At 70.5% G+C, this 16,803-nt stretch carries 21 protein-coding genes; 8 read left to right on the forward strand and 13 right to left on the reverse strand.

All coding sequences use genetic code 11. The features are described 5' to 3' along the window. From OG798_RS32665 to OG798_RS32685, 5 genes are all read right to left on the reverse strand, one after another. Complete coding sequence (locus tag OG798_RS32665; RefSeq protein WP_067366694.1) at positions 1 to 411, reverse strand: hypothetical protein; 411 nt, start codon at positions 409 to 411, stop codon at positions 1 to 3. A 109-nt stretch (positions 412 to 520) separates the two neighbouring features. Continuing rightward, positions 521 to 934, reverse strand: a complete 414-nt coding sequence (locus OG798_RS32670; protein ID WP_120985354.1) for a VOC family protein — start codon at positions 932 to 934, stop codon at positions 521 to 523. A 4-nt stretch (positions 935 to 938) separates the two neighbouring features. Beyond that, positions 939 to 1,172, reverse strand: coding sequence for a hypothetical protein (locus tag OG798_RS32675; RefSeq protein WP_413253577.1), 234 nt, complete (start codon positions 1,170 to 1,172; stop codon positions 939 to 941). Between the two features lie 48 nt (positions 1,173 to 1,220). Further along, positions 1,221 to 2,399, reverse strand: coding sequence for a M23 family metallopeptidase (locus OG798_RS32680; protein WP_267062660.1), 1,179 nt, complete (start codon positions 2,397 to 2,399; stop codon positions 1,221 to 1,223). Continuing rightward, positions 2,392 to 2,661: a hypothetical protein gene (locus OG798_RS32685; protein ID WP_328758116.1), complete on the reverse strand. Its 270-nt coding sequence runs from the start codon at positions 2,659 to 2,661 to the stop codon at positions 2,392 to 2,394. Before OG798_RS32685 ends, OG798_RS32680 begins: the two co-directional genes overlap by 8 nt. Before the next feature lie 202 nt (positions 2,662 to 2,863). Between OG798_RS32685 and OG798_RS32690 the strand changes: the two genes are divergently transcribed. After that, on the forward strand, positions 2,864 to 3,766 hold the full coding sequence (locus OG798_RS32690) for a hypothetical protein (RefSeq protein ID WP_183127203.1): 903 nt from the start codon (positions 2,864 to 2,866) through the stop codon (positions 3,764 to 3,766). Here OG798_RS32690 and OG798_RS32695 read toward each other — a convergent pair. From OG798_RS32695 to OG798_RS32730, 8 genes are all read right to left on the reverse strand, one after another. Continuing rightward, positions 3,728 to 4,417 (reverse strand): hypothetical protein, encoded by a 690-nt coding sequence (locus OG798_RS32695; protein ID WP_143670764.1) that lies wholly within the window; start codon positions 4,415 to 4,417, stop codon positions 3,728 to 3,730. The genes OG798_RS32690 and OG798_RS32695 overlap by 39 nt on opposite strands. A gap of 80 nt (positions 4,418 to 4,497) precedes the next feature. Further along, a complete protein-coding gene (locus OG798_RS32700; RefSeq protein WP_143670763.1) occupies positions 4,498 to 4,803 on the reverse strand; it encodes a hypothetical protein in 306 nt (101 codons plus the stop codon). After that, positions 4,800 to 5,414: a hypothetical protein gene (locus tag OG798_RS32705; RefSeq protein ID WP_097224992.1), complete on the reverse strand. Its 615-nt coding sequence runs from the start codon at positions 5,412 to 5,414 to the stop codon at positions 4,800 to 4,802. The genes OG798_RS32700 and OG798_RS32705 overlap by 4 nt, the downstream gene beginning before the upstream one ends. Positions 5,415 to 5,561: 147 nt before the next feature. Continuing rightward, a complete protein-coding gene (locus OG798_RS32710; RefSeq protein ID WP_121415241.1) occupies positions 5,562 to 6,341 on the reverse strand; it encodes a succinate dehydrogenase iron-sulfur subunit in 780 nt (259 codons plus the stop codon). After that, the gene (gene sdhA / locus OG798_RS32715; RefSeq protein ID WP_095852975.1) at positions 6,341 to 8,095 is read right to left on the reverse strand and encodes a succinate dehydrogenase flavoprotein subunit; all 1,755 of its coding nucleotides are present in this window, start codon (positions 8,093 to 8,095) and stop codon (positions 6,341 to 6,343) included. The genes OG798_RS32710 and sdhA overlap by 1 nt, the downstream gene beginning before the upstream one ends. Before the next feature lie 24 nt (positions 8,096 to 8,119). Next, positions 8,120 to 8,611 (reverse strand): succinate dehydrogenase hydrophobic membrane anchor subunit, encoded by a 492-nt coding sequence (locus tag OG798_RS32720; RefSeq protein ID WP_095852974.1) that lies wholly within the window; start codon positions 8,609 to 8,611, stop codon positions 8,120 to 8,122. A 5-nt stretch (positions 8,612 to 8,616) separates the two neighbouring features. Further along, on the reverse strand, positions 8,617 to 8,997 hold the full coding sequence (sdhC, locus tag OG798_RS32725) for a succinate dehydrogenase, cytochrome b556 subunit (RefSeq protein WP_075028381.1): 381 nt from the start codon (positions 8,995 to 8,997) through the stop codon (positions 8,617 to 8,619). 146 nt (positions 8,998 to 9,143) lie between these two features. Then, positions 9,144 to 9,656, reverse strand: a complete 513-nt coding sequence (locus OG798_RS32730; protein WP_267062663.1) for a 2-oxo-4-hydroxy-4-carboxy-5-ureidoimidazoline decarboxylase — start codon at positions 9,654 to 9,656, stop codon at positions 9,144 to 9,146. A 357-nt stretch (positions 9,657 to 10,013) separates the two neighbouring features. Here OG798_RS32730 and OG798_RS32735 point away from each other — a divergent pair, with 357 nt between their 5' ends. From OG798_RS32735 to OG798_RS32765, 7 genes are all read left to right on the forward strand, one after another. Beyond that, positions 10,014 to 11,666, forward strand: coding sequence for a beta-N-acetylhexosaminidase (locus OG798_RS32735; protein ID WP_257016609.1), 1,653 nt, complete (start codon positions 10,014 to 10,016; stop codon positions 11,664 to 11,666). 104 nt (positions 11,667 to 11,770) lie between these two features. After that, positions 11,771 to 12,511, forward strand: coding sequence for a DUF4328 domain-containing protein (locus tag OG798_RS32740; protein ID WP_267062664.1), 741 nt, complete (start codon positions 11,771 to 11,773; stop codon positions 12,509 to 12,511). Between the two features lie 123 nt (positions 12,512 to 12,634). Beyond that, the gene (locus OG798_RS32745) at positions 12,635 to 13,138 is read left to right on the forward strand and encodes a hypothetical protein (RefSeq protein WP_121415237.1); all 504 of its coding nucleotides are present in this window, start codon (positions 12,635 to 12,637) and stop codon (positions 13,136 to 13,138) included. Positions 13,139 to 13,213: 75 nt separating this feature from the next. Beyond that, positions 13,214 to 13,819 (forward strand): hypothetical protein, encoded by a 606-nt coding sequence (locus OG798_RS32750; protein WP_121415235.1) that lies wholly within the window; start codon positions 13,214 to 13,216, stop codon positions 13,817 to 13,819. Between the two features lie 120 nt (positions 13,820 to 13,939). Next, positions 13,940 to 14,335 carry a hypothetical protein gene (locus OG798_RS32755; protein WP_095852970.1) on the forward strand — a complete coding sequence of 132 codons (396 nt, stop codon included), beginning with the start codon at positions 13,940 to 13,942 and terminating at the stop codon, positions 14,333 to 14,335. Between the two features lie 112 nt (positions 14,336 to 14,447). Continuing rightward, complete coding sequence (locus OG798_RS32760) at positions 14,448 to 15,920, forward strand: MFS transporter (RefSeq protein ID WP_095852969.1); 1,473 nt, start codon at positions 14,448 to 14,450, stop codon at positions 15,918 to 15,920. A 149-nt stretch (positions 15,921 to 16,069) separates the two neighbouring features. Then, positions 16,070 to 16,660 carry an RNA polymerase sigma factor gene (locus OG798_RS32765; protein ID WP_095852968.1) on the forward strand — a complete coding sequence of 197 codons (591 nt, stop codon included), beginning with the start codon at positions 16,070 to 16,072 and terminating at the stop codon, positions 16,658 to 16,660. Positions 16,661 to 16,803: the final 143 nt, after the last annotated feature.

Below are 16,803 nucleotides of genomic sequence, written 5' to 3' on the forward strand. Positions count from 1 at the left end.
TCACGCCCCGGCCGCCGGCGCGACCCAGTCCGTGGGCGCGACGGGCGGCAGCTGCTCCCGCTCCATGACGCCCCGCCGCCGGATCTTGTTGAGCACGTACACGTTGCCGAGGTGCATGACCCCGAGGACGAGCAGGACGACGCCGAGCTTGGTCGACAGGGCTTCGAAGATCCCGCGGGTGTCGGTGATCTCGCCGTCGTCGCCGTTCAGATAGAGCGCGACGAAGCCCAGGTTGACGAGGTAGAAGCCCACCACCAGGAGGTGGTTGACGGCGTCGGCGAGCTTCTCGTTCCCGTGCAGCACGTCGGCGAGGAAGATCCGCCCGTTGTGGCTGAGCGTGCGTGCAACCCAGACCGTCAGCGCGATGCTGACCAGCAGATAGATGACGTACGCGACGACCGTGAGGTCCATGTCCCCACCCCTTCTTGAACGCGTTCAAAACGCTGTCGAGAAGGAATGTAGACCTGCTTTTGAACATGTTCAAGTCAGGATGGAGCGAGGTGTGACGGAGTGAGGGGGGTCACGCCTGACGGCGGCCCAGCTCGGGCCGCTTGCCGTAGTCCGTGAAGCCGATGACGTTGCCCCAGGGGTCGGCGATCTCGACGGTCCAACCGGTGGCGACCGGGAAGACGGGGGCGAGCGGCTGGATGCCCGCCGAGGCCAGCGCGTCGGCCGTGGCCCGCGCGTCCCTGACCTCCAGCCACACCCGCGCCGAGGCCCACAGTGGCGGCCGGAGGCCGAGCTCCTCCTCGAGTCGCAGCAGCAGCCCCGGCGTCTCCTTGCCCACCTTCAAGAGTGCGATCCCGGCCTCGTCGAGCCGGAACGCCACCGGAATGCCGGCCCGCCCGTAGAACTCCACCGCGGCGCCGAGGTTCCCGACGGGCAGCAGTACGTTGTCGAAGCCGAGCAGCTCGTACGACACATCATCTGACATGCCATCAGATTAGGTACGGGCCGCGCCGGGAGACCGATGGCTGACCGTGCGGGTCCCCCAGGTGGTGCAAGGCCGAGCGCGCCGCGTGGTAGCCGCACATGCCGTGCACGCCGGGGTCGGGCGGGGTCGCCGCCGAGCACAGGAAGACGCCGGGGATGCCGGTGTCGTAGGGATCGAGGGCCGCGCGGGGGCGCAGGAGCAGTTGGCGCGGGGTGTTGGCGCGGTGAGGATGTCGCAAGGAGTGGTTCCGGGTGGTCTCCGATGTGAGGGACCTTCAGAGGGCCCTTCAGGTACGCAGCGTGCGTCCCCGGTGCAGCGATCCGGTGATGCCGGTGAAGCGGAGGTCGAGGCCGAGTCCGTCGCGCTCGGCGTGCAGGTGCAGATGGGGCTCGGTGGTGTTGCCCGAGTTGCCGACCTCGCCGAGGAGTTGGCCCGCGCGCACCCGGTCGCCGGTGGTCACGGTCACGGTGCCCGGCCGCAGATGCGCGAGTTTGACCAGCTCACTGCCGGTGTCGATGAACACGTGGTTGCCGTAGGGGGGTTCGTAGCGGATGGTGCCGGGGACCTGGTCCGCGTAGTCGTCGGCGGCGGAGACCACGTCCCCGTCGCACGGGGCGTACAGCTTCGCGCCGTAGATCAGGTAGGCGTCCGGCGACGCACCGGGGCGCAGCCGGGCGCCGCGCGCGCCGACGCCGATGACGTCGATCGCCCCGCGCTGTTCGGGGTGGGGCGTGTGGTGGTTCAGGCCGGGGCCGCCGCCCTGGGCGATGAGCCAGGTGCCGTCGCGCAGCGGGAAGCGCAGGGGCGCCGACAGCTCCGCCCCCCAGCGGTGGCGTCGCGCCCACACCAGATACCCGGCGACACCGCCCAGCAGGACGACACCGGTCACGAGCTCCGTGCCCAGGTGACCGGCGGGCAGCGAGGGCAGCCGCCAGGCCGAGACGAGTGCCACGGGGCCGCCCGCTTCCATGGCCCGGCGCAGCCACCAGGGCAGCCGGGCGGGCGTGAGACGCCCCTCCATGAGGAGATAGGCGGCGGCCACGATCAGGACGTCGCCGCACCAGCCGGTCACCGACGAGGCGGTCCAGCAGGCCGCGACGCGCACGGCCAGCAGCACGCACCACAGGGCCCAGCCCCCCGCGGCGCGTGCCCCGGCCGGGACGCGCAGCCGGGGCGGCCGGTAGGGGCCGGGGGCGAGGCGCAGGTTGGTGAGCCGCCCGCCGGCGTCCGCGGCGGCGAAGGCCAGGGTCCGTCCCGCCGTCCCCTGGACCACCAGCCCGTCCGGGCCGTCCGTGACCGAGCGCACGTCTCCCACGTGGGCGAGTGTCGCCCCGACCACTTCGTGCAGCCGCCGGTCGCCCACGGCGTCGACGACGCGCGGCGCCAGCTCGCTCCACTGCCCGGGGTCGGCCAGGAGGAAGCGCTCCAGGGCGCGGGCGGCTTCGGCGCTGTCGTGCCTAGGCATCGGCCGCCCCGTCCCGAGGCGCGAGGGCGGCGAACGCGGAGACCGTGGCGGGTCCGGCGCCGACGGTCCCGGCGGGGCGGAGCCGTTGGGCGAGGCGCGAAGTGACGCAGACGGCGCGCCCCCTGAGCTCCCGGTAGTCCTCGTGCCGCACGCACGTGCAGTCCGTGCCGATCATCAGTAGCCCGAAGCACACCAGTCCCATGCAGACCATGATGCCCGGGCGGCGCATGCTCTCCAGGGCGAGGGTGTTGGCCTTCCGCACCCAGGTGCGAGCGGACAGGATCGCGAACGGGAGAGCCAGTTCGGCGAAGCCGAGCGCGCAGTGTCTCCTTCGAGGGCGACCGCGCGCTCGCCGTCGATCCGCATTCCGCTACCGTGCCGGGCTGATCGTCTGTACAGACGGGCGGTTGTGTCCATACTGGTGAGGACTCAGGGGCGTTCGGGGCGTATGGGGAGGCGGCTTCGTGCGGCGGCTGCTCATGGTCGGTTTCGTGCCGTGCGGGCTTCTCGTCGGCGGTTTCTGGAGCCTTGTGCGCGCCGGAAGCTTCACGGGGCACAGTGACTGGGCCCGGGTGCTTCCTGTCGCCCCTGGCGCCACGGTCGTCGCGCTGCTGGCGCCGACTGCGTGCGCATGGCTCCTGGCCCTGCTCCTCCAGCCCTTTCAGGTCCGGGCCGTACGCGTGCTGGAGGGGTACTGGGACCGCTGGCCGGCAACCGCCCGAGTGGCCGGCGTGCTTGTGGAGATACAGCGACGTCGCCACCTGGCGCTGCGCGACAAGGCGACCCGCCCCGGTGCGGCCTCTGCCGATGCCCTACGGCGCTTGGCCGCCCGGCCGCCCGTCGAGGTTCTGCTGCCCACTGAGCTGGGCAATGCCCTGCGTGCCGGCGAGTTGAGCGCGGGTGAGCGCTACGGCCTGGCCACCCTGTCCGCCTGGCCACGCATTTACATGCAGGTGTCCGACCGGCTGTCGCAGTCCCTGCGCTCCACGCGAGACGCGCTCGACACAGCGGTGAACCTGTGCTGGTCCTTCCTGGCTCTCGCTGCCGTTCTGGCTGCCGGGCTGTACGACGAGTCCCGTGTGCGCTGGCTTCCGCTGGTGGCTCTGGCCCTCGCAGCTGTCGCCTACAAAGGGGCGGTCATCGCCGCCCAGGCGTACTCCGGGTTGATGCATGTGGTCTTCGACCTGCATCGCTTCGATCTGCTGGAGGCGCTGCACCATCGCCTGCCCGCGGAACAGGAGCAGGAACAGGAGGTGTTCGAGAGAGTCTCGAAGCGCTTGGTGGGACTGCGCGTACCCGACCTGCCGTACGAGCACGGCAGGGGCGTCTCAGACCCGCGCGATGCTGACGGCCGCGCAGAGACCTAGTACATGGATCGTGAACCGACCCTTGCCGCGGGGCGTTTCGGGTCCGTTGTCCGTCACCCGTGTGAGTGCGGCGCCTGTTCGGTGTACCGACACGGGACACTCCTTGGGCACCATCAATCGCACATGCCCGCCGACCGCCGTGACGTGCACCGTCACCTGGTCCTCCGTAGCGTCGATCCGCGACAGATCCGCTCGCAACTCCCCGAGCACGGCCCGTACCGTCAGCAACGGCCCTGAGCCCGCCGGTGCCACGACCCGTCCGGTCGAGAGCACTCTGGACCATCGCGTCGTCCGCCCGCCCCGGCCGGTGGACACTACCAACACCGCACCGGCCAGGGTCAGCCCGACGGGGACGATCCAGTCCTCCACGGTCCGCTCGCCGCCCTGTCGTGACAGGGCGAGACCGCCCAGTGCGACCGATCCGAGGATCAGCGGTCCGATCAGTGCCTCCGCCGCTACGGCCGACCGGAGCAGATTGACCAACGCCAGCCCGAGCAGTACCCAGGGCCACCACCGACCGGTCACTTGGGCCGCGCTGCGGACCCGGTCGGCGGTGTCGCCGACGGCATAGCATCCCAGGGCGACGGCGAGGAGCCCCACCCACGTGCGGGCGCGGGACGAACGGCCACCGCTCCCGCCACCGTCTGCCATCGCTGTGCGCCGTCTCCCGGTTCCGACGGGCCGGGGGACGGCGCCGCGGCGCACATCGTACCGAGGGGGTCAGGGAGCGGTCAGTCCTGGCAGAGCAGATCCTTGAGATCCACGGCCAGGTCGATGGCCTCCTGGCCCGAGAGCTTGTGCAGGGCTGGTCCGGGCAAGGGAATCGCCGGGCAGGGCCCGTCGCGCCGGGTGCCGTGCTGGAAGCGGTCCCCGTCCTTCACCAGGTAGCGGGTGATGGCGTCCTTGTCGCGGGTTTCCCACAGCCGAGTCCAGTGCGGGGGATCCGCGACCGAGTAGGCGTGGTCGGGGCGTGCGCCGCACAGTACGCATTCGATCAACAGGAGGTCAAAGCCGGGCAGTTGGACGTCGTACATCATGGTGCCGTACTCCTCTCGACTGCTGCCTGCTCCTTCGACTGCTTCTTGTTCCTGCTCTCCAAGGCCTGTCGGCGAGCGAGGCGCAGGGGGAAGTAGACCGAGTACGACCAGAGGGCTTCGCCCCCGGTGGCGGCGAGGATCAGCCCGGCGGTGATCCACCGCCACAACGCCAGCGGGCCCGTCCCTTCAGGGGTGAGTGCGGCGGCTACGCTCAGGAGGAGGAGTACCGTTCCGAGGTTGTACACGATGCTCGCGAGGAACGTCTTGTCCAGCCACGTGAGGTAGTCCGTGTGCTGGTTCTCCACGAACTTCTGTTCGGGATCCTCGGCGCGCCAGTCCTTGAGGTCCTGGTACGAGTAGAGGTACTGCCGTGCCTGATAGCCGAGTTGGATGCTCGTGATGAGGCTGAGCACGGTGAGGACGAGGAGCAGCAGCGTGGGGCCCGGCCAGCGGAACTTGTCCGCGTCCGCGCAGACGACGCCGATCAGCGACAGCGCACCCGCGGTGAGCAGCGGGGCGGCGATGGTGAGAGCCACATCCGCGGCGTGAACGAGCCCGAGTGGCTTTGGATATCCGACGTGCAGGGCAGGGTCGAACTTCGCTTTGTCCATGCCGCCCCCGTTGATGTGGACATCGGGGTTCGAAGTGTGGCAGAGGGATCGGATTGACGGTATACGGTCAAATGTGGAAAGAAAAACCCGCCTCCGTACGTAGCTTGTACGGAGGCGGGGTTCTTGGTGCGAAAGCTGACAGAGGCGTCAGAAGCGACGCGTGATCAGCGCGCGCTTCACTTCCTGGATCGCCTTCGTGACCTCGATACCGCGCGGGCAGGCGTCCGTGCAGTTGAACGTGGTGCGGCAACGCCACACGCCGTCCTTGTCGTTGAGGATCTCCAGGCGCTGCTCGCCCGCTTCGTCACGGCTGTCGAAGATGAAGCGGTGCGCGTTGACGATGGCGGCCGGACCGAAGTACTGGCCGTCGTTCCAGAAGACCGGGCAGGACGACGTGCACGCCGCGCACAGGATGCACTTGGTGGTGTCGTCGAAGCGCTCGCGGTCCTCGGCGGACTGCAGACGCTCGCGCGTCGGCTCGTTGGTGTCCTTCGTGATCAGGAAGGGCATCACATCGCGGTACGCCTGGAAGAACGGCTCCATGTCGACCACGAGGTCCTTGAGGACCGTCAGACCCTTGATGGGCTCGACCGTGATCGGCTTGGCGGGGTTGATGTCCTTGATCAGCGTCTTGCAGGCGAGGCGGTTCTTGCCGTTGATCCGCATGGCGTCCGAGCCGCAGATGCCGTGCGCGCAGGAGCGACGGAAGGTGAGGGTTCCGTCCTGGTCCCACTTGATCTTGTGGAGGGCGTCGAGGACGCGCTCCTTCGGGTCGATCTCCAGCTGGAAGTCTTCCCAGACCGCCTCCGCCCCGACCTCGGGGTTGAAGCGGCGGATGCGGAAGGTGGCGGTGATGTACGGCGAGTCGGCGAAGCCCGCCTCGGGCTGGCCGGCGCTGTCCGCCTTGTCGAGGGTCGGGGTAGCCATCAGTACTTACGCTCCATCGGCTGGTAGCGGGTCTGGACGACCGGCTTGTAGTCGAGACGGATGGACTCGGTGCCGTCGTCGCCGACCTCGCGGTACGCCATGGTGTGGCGCATGAAGTTGACGTCGTCTCGGTTCGGGTAGTCCTCGCGGTAGTGACCGCCGCGGGACTCCTTGCGGGCGAGCGCGGAGACGGCCATGACCTCGGCCAGGTCGAGCAGGTTGCCCAGCTCGATGGCCTCGAGGAGGTCCGTGTTGAACCGCTTGCCCTTGTCCTGGATCGAGACGTTCCGGTAGCGCTCGCGCAGCTCCGCGATCTTCTCGACCGCCGTCTTGATCGTCTGCTCGGTGCGGAACACCATCACGTTGGCGTCCATGCACTCCTGCAGCTCCAGGCGCAGCGCGGCGACCCGCTCCGTGCCCGTGGAGTTGCGCAGGTGCTCGACCTGCGAGACGACCTGCGAGGCCGGGTCCTCGGGCAGCTCGACGTAGTCGGCCTTCGCGGAGTACTCGGCGGCGGCGATGCCGGCGCGGCGCCCGAACACGTTGATGTCCAGGAGCGAGTTGGTGCCGAGACGGTTGGCGCCGTGCACGGACACACAGGCGACCTCGCCGGCGGCGTACAGGCCCGGCACGACGGTCGTGTTGTCGCGGAGCACCTCACCCTGGACGTTCGTCGGGATGCCGCCCATGGCGTAGTGCGCGGTGGGCTGGATCGGAATCGGGTCCGTGTAGGGCTCGATGCCGAGGTAGGTGCGCGCGAACTCCGTGATGTCCGGGAGCTTGGCGTCCAGCTGCTCCGGCGGGAGGTGCGTGAGGTCGAGGTAGACGTGGTCGCCCTCGGGACCGCAGCCGCGGCCCTCACGGATCTCCGTGTAGATGGAGCGCGAGACGACGTCACGGGACGCGAGGTCCTTCATGACCGGCGCGTACTTCTCCATGAAGCGCTCGCCGTCCTTGTTGCGGAGGATGCCGCCCTCACCGCGGGCGCCCTCCGTCAGCAGGATGCCCATGCGCCAGATGCCGGTCGGGTGGAACTGGAAGAACTCCATGTCCTCCAGCGGCAGTCCGCGACGGTAGACGGCCGCCTGGCCGTCACCCGTCAGGGTGTGCGCGTTGGAGGTCACCTTGAAGAACTTGCCGGTGCCGCCGGACGCGTAGATCACGGCCTTCGCCTGGAAGACGTGGATCTCGCCGGTCGCCAGTTCGTAGGCGACCACACCGGCCGAGTGCTTGACGCCGTCGACCTCGGTGATCAGCTGGTCGAGGACGTAGAACTCGTTGAAGAACTCCACGCCCTCCTTGACGCAGTTCTGGTACAGCGTCTGGAGGATCATGTGGCCGGTGCGGTCCGCGGCGTAGCAGGACCGGCGGACCGGGGCCTCGCCGTGGTTGCGGGAGTGACCGCCGAAGCGGCGCTGGTCGATCCGGCCCTCGGGCGTCCGGTTGAAGGGAAGGCCCATCTTCTCCAGGTCGAGGACCGAGTCGATGGCCTCCTTCGCCAGGATCTCGGCGGCGTCCTGGTCGACCAGGTAGTCACCGCCCTTGACCGTGTCGAAGGTGTGCCACTCCCAGTTGTCCTCCTCCACGTTGGCGAGCGCGGCGGCCATGCCGCCCTGCGCCGCGCCCGTGTGGGAGCGGGTGGGGTAGAGCTTCGTCAGCACGGCGGTGCGGCTGCGCTTCGTCGCCTCGATGGCGGCGCGCATGCCGGCGCCGCCGGCGCCCACGATGACGGTGTCGTACTTGTGGATCTGCATGAGTCGGTTACCTCAGCCCCGTGCCTAGCGGATGTTCGGGTCGAAGGTGAAGATCACCAGCGTGCCCAGCAGGATGGTGAACACCGTGGCGGTGTAGAGCAGGCCCTTGAGCCACAGCCGGGTGTTCGCGCGCTCCGCGTAGTCGTTGATGACCGTGCGCAGGCCGTTGGCGCCGTGCAGCATCGCGAGCCACAGCATCGCGAGGTCCCAGACCTGCCACCACGGGGAGGCCCAGCGGCCCGCGACGAACGCGAAGCCGATCTTGGAGACACCGCCGTCGAGGACGAGCTGGATGAGCAGGTGGCCGATCACCAGGACGACCAGGACGATGCCGGACAGGCGCATGAAGAGCCAGCCGTACATCTCGAAGTTGCCACGGGTGGACTTCGGGGTCTTCTTGGTGCGCTTGCGCGGGGCCTCGATGAACGGCGCCGGGTTGTCGACGCTGTACGCGGAGAACTCACCCGCGCCCTCGACGGGGCCGATACCGGAAGCGGCGGTCTCAGTAGTGGACATCTGCGTCAGCTCCCGAAGACTTCGCGGAATGCGTGACCGAGGACGGGGTAGAGGGCCCCGACCATCAGCACGACCCAGATACCGACGACGGACCAGAGCATCTGCTTCTGGTAGCGCGGGCCCTTCGACCAGAAGTCGACGGCGATGATGCGCAGGCCGTTGAGCGCGTGGAAGAGGATGGCGGCGACGAGGCCGTACTCCAGCAGCGCGACGATCGGATTCTTGTACGTGGACACGACCCTGTCGTAGTCCTCGGGGGAGACACGGACGAGAGCGGTGTCCAGCACGTGTACGAACAGGAAGAAGAAGATGAGGACGCCGGTGACTCGATGAGCCACCCAGGACCACATTCCTTCCCGGCCGCGGTACAGCGTTCCAGCCGGCACGGAAGAACCCTCCGGGAGCGGGGATTGGGGCCTGCCGGCTTCTGTGTCGGTCGGCCCGGCCGGGTACGGTCCACCGGCCCCGGCCATCGTAGCGACGACTTGTCGGAACGTTTACAGCGGCCCTATCTATGTGATCAAACTGGCAATCAATCAGGCACGTTCGGGCTATTCCGGACGGCCCAGGGCCCCTTGTCCCCGAGGAGGCGCGTCAGGCGCCCCCTGGCCAGACGGCGCAGCTCCTCCGCCGTGACGAGCCGCTCCTCTTCGGGATCGTTTGTCAATCGTGATCGGATTCCGGCCAGCACCTGATCCAGTGATTCCTCTGGGGAGAAGTCATCCAGACAGATGACGAACACGTGCCCGAATCGGCTTTCGTAGGCCGCGTGGGCCGCGCTCAGGGCCGTGTGGGCGGCGGAGTAGGCGCCGTCCGGGAGCAGTGTGAGGGACTCGCCCGCGAGGGCCTCGGTCAGGTCGGCCGGGGTGAGGTCGTAGGCCGCCTCGTCGGCCGCGGCGAGGAAGGCGTCCAGGTCCGGGTAGGGCCGGTGATCGGCCAGCCGGTGGGCCCAGCGCAGGCTGCGGCAGCAACTCAGGAGCGCGCGCACGACGGAGTCGGCGGGCGCTGAGTTGAACGGCTCCAGGCGCGCCGGGGACGACGGCACGCTCTTCTGCTCGGGTGGGGCGACCTGGCCGGGGAGGCGTGGAAGACGGTGCGAAGGCAGCGTGGGTCCTCGGCGGTGGGATGTCGACGGGATGCCGTGATGTCCTGTGAACGTCACGTGTGGTGTGGCAGGGGAAGAAGTGAGAGTTGTGCCGCCACGTTATCCACGATTGACGGGACGTGTCCGACGGATGCCCGAATTTCACCCGGACGGGAGAGTTTCGGAACCTGCGGTGGACGGGTGATGTGGAGAGGGGGACCGTGGAACGTCCGGGGGTGTACGACGTGAGGTGTACGGGGCGCTCGATGCGTACGTCAGGGCGTAGGCCTCGGTTACCGAAGCGAAGGGCGTGGTGCGGTGAGCACGGGCAGGCGACGACGGGCGCCGGTGCAGGACGGGAAGCGACCGGTACTGATAGCGGTCGGCGTGGCGGTGGTGACGGGTGCCGTGGTGGCGACCGTCACGCTGTGGCCGTCCGGTGACGCCGGCGCGCCGACCGGGGCGAGCGTCGATCCCGGCCGGACGGCGGCCGGGTCGGCGAACCGGACCGGGACCGCGCCCCCACCGTCTCCCACGCCGACCCGGACCTACCCCCTCTCCCAGACCCCGCGCACCATCCCCGCCGTACGCGAGCACACCCCGGCGCGCGGCCCCGGCTGGCGTCCCGCGGCGGGCGCCCGCGTGGTCGTCGGCGACGCCGGCCTCGCCGACGAGGGAAAGCTGCTCGCCGACGAGCTGAAAATGTCGTACGCCGGACAGACGGCGGCCAAGGACGGTGACGTCGAACTCGGCCTGAACACCGGCGGCGCCGACCCGGAGTCGTACACCCTGACCGTCAAGAACCGCCGGGTCACCATCTCCGCGCCCGGCGAGGCGGGCGTCTTCTACGGCACCCGCACCCTCAAGCAGGAGGTGCACGGCGGCGGTACGGCGCCCGAGGGCGTCGTGCGCGACCAGCCCGCCAAGCCGCGCCGCGGGTTCATGCTCGACATCGCGCGCAAGCCCTACTCCGCGGCCTGGATAGAGGACCGGATCCGGGAACTGGGCGATCTGAAGTACAACGAGCTGGGGCTGCACTTCTCCGACGACCAGGGCTTCCGCATCCAGTCGGACACCCACCCGGAGATCGTGTCGAAGGACCACCTCAGCAAGACGGACGTTCGCGACATCGTCGCCCTCGCGGAGAGCCGCCACATCCATGTGGTCCCCGAGATCGACTCGCCGGGCCACCTCGGCGCCGTGATCGCCGCCCACCCCGACCTCCAGCTGCGCAGCGTCGCGGGAACCGCCCCGCGCGGCACCGTCGACATCTCCAAGCCCGCCGCGGCCTCCATCGTCGACGACCTGCTGGGCGAGTACACCGGTCTCTTCCCCCGCCCGTACTGGCACCTCGGCGGCGACGAGTACCAGGCCCTGACCGTGGCCAGCCCGTCGACCTCCTACCCTCAGCTCGCAGCCGCCGCCAAGCAGGCCTACGGCCCCGGCGCCACCGTCGCGGACCTCACCACCGGCTGGCTCAACGCCCGCGCCCAGGTGGTGCGCGGCCACGACCGGACCGCACGGGCCTGGAACGACGGGTTCTTCCGCGGCGGCACGGTCCAGGCGGACAAGGACCTGGAGGTCGCGTACTGGACGGGCAAGGAACTCGGCGCGCGCCCGCCCGTCGAGTACCTGAGCGCGGGCCGGGAACTCATCAACTACAACGACGAGTACCTCTACTACGTCCTCGGTGAGCCGCAGACCTTCGTCTACCCGACCGGGCAGCGCATCTACGAGCAGTGGACCCCGCTCGTCGTCCGCGGCACCACACCGGTCCCCGCCAAGTACGACGGCCAGATCCTCGGCGGGAGCTTCGCCGTCTGGTCCGACCGCGCGAACTCCCAGACCCAGGACCAGGTGGCGGCGGGGATCAGGATGCCGCTGCGCGCCACGATCCAGAAACTCTGGGACCCGGGCCGGCCGGCGCTGTCCTGGACGGACTTCAAGAATCTGGCGAACCGGCTGGGCTGAGGCGTATCTTCTCTGTGATTCGTGTGCCGGGTGTGCCTTGGGGAGGGCGCGCCCGGCTTTTTGTGCCGGCGCGGTCTCACGCGCCGGTGATTCGGGGGGTTTTCATGTCCAGTACGCCCATGCCCGTGCCCGGGGGCACGATGGTGCCCCCGCACGGGGTTGCCCGGCTGCGCTCGCCGGTGGGCCTCGGGCGAGCGGTCGCGGTGCTGCTCGGTGTGGTCGTCGCCGTGGATCTCTTCGCGATCCGGGCGGGCGTCAAGGTGTACGACGTCACGGGCACCATCCTGGACGGCGGGGCCGGCGAGGCCCTCCAGCGGGACGCGGACCACGCGGACTCGGTCATGGCCGCGGCCGGGGTCGTGCAGCTGGCCTCCCTGGCCGCCACGGTCGTCTTCTACCTCGTCTGGTTCTACCGGACGCGGATCAACGCCGAGGTGTTCGACCCGTTCGGGCATGAATTGGGGCGCGCCTGGGTGGGCTGGGGCTGGTTCGTGCCGGTGGTGAGCCTCTGGTTCCCGCGCCGGATCATGCTGAACACCTGGGACGCGAGCCGTCCCGCCGGCTCCCGCACCTCGCACGGGCTCGTCAACGCCTGGTGGGCGATGTGGATCATCACGCTGGTTGCCGGCCGGGCCGGGTTCGAGAGTTACCGCAAGGCCGAGACCGCCACAGAGCTCTACGTCGCCGCGGGCGACGTGTTGTTCGCGGACGTCACCGGCGTGGTGGCCGCCGTGCTCGCCATCCTCGTCGTCCTGCGCCTGACCCGGATGCAGAACGAGAAGGCCCTGCGCGGCCCGGTGCCGCCCGGAGAGCCGGTCCCGGCGGTCGTCCGGGACCACCGCTGACCGTCGGCGTTGGGTCGTTGGAGGCAGGCGGCGCGCCGGTTCGGCTGATTCCCTGGCCAATTCACTTGTCCCTGTGGTGTATTCGGCGCGGCCGAACCGAAACACCACCGGGGGGAAACCGGCATGGGCTACTGGGGCTACTACGTCGTGGGCAGAAGCGAGCGGCCGCTCGCGGAGCTGGACGCGCTGGGCGCGGCGCACGGGATGGTGCTGCGGACCACGGCGCCCGACGGCTGGCAGGTCTGGGAGTACCCGAGCGGTGACGGCGACGTCGGGAGCATGAACACGCTCGCCCGGGAGACCGGCGCGCCCGCGCTCTTCGGGTACGTCATGAACAGCGACTGTGTGGTCGTCGAGGCGGCCGGGCCCGGGAGCGGCGCGTGGACGACCTGTCTGGCGCGCACGGCGATGGCCGCGCACCTCGGGCAGAACGAGGAGGGGCTCACCGTCGACGACTACTTCCTGGAGCCCTCCGACGCCGCCGCACGGGCCGTCGCCTGGGCCGCGGAGGCCGGGCACACGGTGGTCGCCGAGCCGCTGCTCGCCGTGCTGACCGCGGACGCCGACCCCTTGGCCGAAAACCTGCTCTTCCGGTTCCTCGACCGGCTCGGAGTGGTGCCCCTGTGACACTCACGCTCCGGAGCACGCAGTAAGGGAAAGTGCGGGCTCCGTAAGCGGGAGCGCCCTGTCGAGGGAGGCGTGATGAGCCTGGTGGACCTGATCGCTCAGGCCGACGAGCGTGGTCTGGCAGCGAGCGGGCTGGCTTGTTTGGATCGGTGCGTGCCCCTGCTGGGCGGCGACGACGAGGTCCTGCGGCCGCTCTGGTCGAGCCTCGCGGACGGCGGCGCGGACGGCGACGCCTGGGGCGAACGGCTCGCCAAGGCACGGGCGGAACTGGACTCCGCCGACCCCTCCGCAGCCCCCGGCCCCGCCCCTGGATCCGCTCCCGGATCCGGCCCAGGAGCCGAGACCGAGGCCGAGACCGAGACCGAGGCCTCCGTGAGTGACGAGGACCGCGCCGCCGCACTCGCCCGCCGCATGCTCGGCACCGCCCCCGACGACCCCTGCGTCTCCGCCCTGCGCGCCTGGGCCGACGCCTGTTCGGCGGCGGCCCTGCAGATCCACCGGCTCCTCGATGTCGCCGCCGACGGCCCCCTCGTCGCGGCCGAACTCCGCCGCCAGGTCGCCGTCCTGGAACTGCTCGCGGGCCGTGGCGCGGGCGGCCTGCGCCCCGCCCTGGAGGTGTCGACGGAGGGGCGGCGCGTCCTGCGCGCGGTGGTGTCGCGCCGGGCGCGCGGACGGTCGTAAACCTGTTTCCCTGAGGGGTTCCTGTGACCGTCCTGGGGCCGGAGATGGGGGTCCTGGGCCGGTGTCGCGAAGGCGCCCGGGACGCGTGACGAATCCCGTCCGGAAGGCGCTCTTCCGAGTGTGAACGCAACGAGTGCGAACCCGATCCGGGCGACCAGGCCCTCCGCCGCGACCAAGCCCGTGCGCTGGGCCGCGGACACCGTCGCGACGATGCGCGAGGGCGCCCGGCTGCGCCTCGACTACTCGGCGCAGAGCCTGTGGCGCGTCGACCGGCTGATCGAGGAGATACGCCGGGAGGGGGCGCCGTACGCCGCCGTCCACACCGTGCTGCGCGGCTTCGGCGCGTACGCCGGTGAGGTCGTCGTCCGGCGCACCGGCGCCGAGTGGTGGGAGACGGGCGGCGAGCACTGGCTGCGCACCCCCGACGGGCGCCTGTGGGACCCCATCGACGAGGCCCGCCGCTGCTACGCGGGCGAAGGCTCGCTGCGGCTGCTGTGCCGCGAGGCCGTGGGATAGGGGGACGCGCGCCGAACGGCGGCGAGATTGCCCGTTCTTAAGGTACGCGACCGTTCCCAAACGGCGGTCTCCGGAGTGAACATGAGGGCAACCGCCGGACCCGGGAGGCCTCGTGGCCGACAACCGCCGTTGGTGGGCGCTCGTTGTCATCGCGCTCGCCCAGTTGATGGTCGTCCTCGACATGACCATCGTGAACATCGCCCTGCCCTCCGCCCAGAGCGACTTGCACATGTCGGACGGCAACCGGCAGTGGGTCATCACCGCGTACACCCTCGCCTTCGGCGGACTGCTGCTGCTCGGCGGCCGGATCGCCGACCTCGCGGGTCGCCGGCTCACCTTCATGATCGGCCTGTTGGGCTTCGCCGCCGCGTCCGCGCTGGGCGGCGCGGCCGCGAACTCCGGGATGCTGTTCGGGGCGCGCGCCCTCCAGGGCGTGTTCGCCGCGCTGCTCGCTCCCGCCGCCCTGTCGCTGCTCACCACGACGTTCACCGACCCCGGGGAACGCGGCAAGGCGTTCGGCGTGTTCGGCGCGATCGTCGGCGCGGGCGCGGCGTTCGGGCTGCTCGCGGGCGGCTTCCTCACCCAGTACCTGGACTGGCGCTGGTGCCTGTACGTCAACGTGCCCATCGCCCTGGTCGCGTTCGCCGGCGCCCTGGCGGTGCTCAGCGGCGGCGGCCGCTACGAGGACGCGCGCCTGGACGTGCCGGGCGCGGTGCTCGGCTCCGCCGGAATGCTCTCGCTGGTCTACGGCTTCTCGGAGGCGGAGTCGAGGAGCTGGGGTGACGGACTGGTCCTCGGACTGCTGGCCGCCGGGGTCGTGCTGCTCGGCGTGTTCGGTTTCTGGCAGACCCGCGCCCGGGTGCCTCTGCTGCCGATGTCGGTGGTCAGGGACCGGCAGCGGGTCGGGGCGTTCCTCACCATCCTCTTCGTGACCATCGGGATGTTCGGGGTCTTCCTCTTCCTCACCTACTACATGCAGCGCGTGCTCGGGTACTCGCCGATGAAGACCGGGCTCGCCTATCTCCCCATCACCGTCGGCATGATCACCGGCTCCACGCAGGTCGCGGCCCGCCTCCTGAACCGGGTGCCGCCGCGCGCCCTCATCGTCCCCGGGCTGCTGCTGGCCGCGGGCGCGCTGGCGATCATCGCGCAGGTCGGGGTGGCACCCGCGTACGCCTCGCACATCCTGCCCGGCATGCTGATGCTCGGCCTCGGCATGGGCACGGCGATGATGACCTCCATCTCGCTGGCCACGGTGAGCGTCGCGCCCCGCGACGCGGGCGCGGCCTCCGCCACGTTCAACACCGCCCAGCAGGTCGGCGGTTCGATCGGTACGGCGCTGCTCAACACCATCGCCGCGAGCGTGACGACCCGGTACGTGACCGCGCACGCGGCCCCCGGCGTCGACCGTCGCGCCCTCGCCTCCCGGGCCGCCGTGCACGGCTTCAACGTGGCCACCTGGTGGGCGATGGGAGCGCTGTTGCTGGCCGCGCTGATCGCCGGGATCGTGGTGAACGCGGACCGGATGCCGGCCCCGCAGGCGCGGTCGGCGCCGCTGCCCGAACCGGTGGAGACGGACGCCTGAGCCAGGACGTGTTCCGAGGGACGCCCGGGGCGCCTGACGGGCTGTGACGTTTCTGTGGGGCCCGACGCAGATGACCACGTGGGCGTTGGCACGGCCGACCGTGCCGCACGGTGCGCATTCTGACCGACTCGGGGCGAACGAGGACAGCGTTGGGCCAGGGAGGGGAACCCCGCCGCGTACAGGCGTACGACGGTGAGCTCGGTGCGGCCGTGGCGCGGGCGCAGCAGGGGGACGAGGCGGCCTTCGCGCTGGCGTACCGGATCGTGCAGCCCGGACTGCTCGGGTACGTGCGCGGGATCGTCGGGGACGACGCGGAGGACGTGGCGTCCGACGCCTGGCTGGAAATCGCGCGGGACCTCGGGCGGTTCAAGGGGGACGGGGCGGGGTTCCGCGGCTGGACCGCGACCATCGCACGGCACCGCGCGCTCGACCATCTGCGGAGGCAGAAGGTACGGCCCCGGGCCACCGGGCTCGAGAACGACCTACTGGAACTGCCCGGCACCCACAGCACCCACGACCAGGCGCTGGAGAGCCTCTCCACGGAGCGCGCCCTGGAACTGGTCGCACGGCTGCCCCGCGACCAGGCCGAGGCCGTACTGCTGCGGGTGGTCGTCGGCCTCGACGGTCCCGCCGCCGCCCGTGTCCTCGGCAAGCGTCCGGGCGCGGTCCGCACCGCCGCCCACCGTGGCCTCAAGCGCCTGGCGCAGCAGCTCGGCGCCGACGGGGAGTCCGGGGTGTGACGCCCAACGGCCTCTGGACGCCAAGGGATTCGGGGCGAGCGGGGCGCGGACCCGGCGGCGCGACGACTGGCGACCGCGCGAGCAGCGCCGACCGGGGCGCGAGTTCGAGGAGAGTCAAGGGGCCGATGGCAACGGCCGGGGCC

This window comes from Streptomyces sp. NBC_00271 (assembly GCF_036178845.1).
GTDB lineage: Bacteria > Actinomycetota > Actinomycetes > Streptomycetales > Streptomycetaceae > Streptomyces.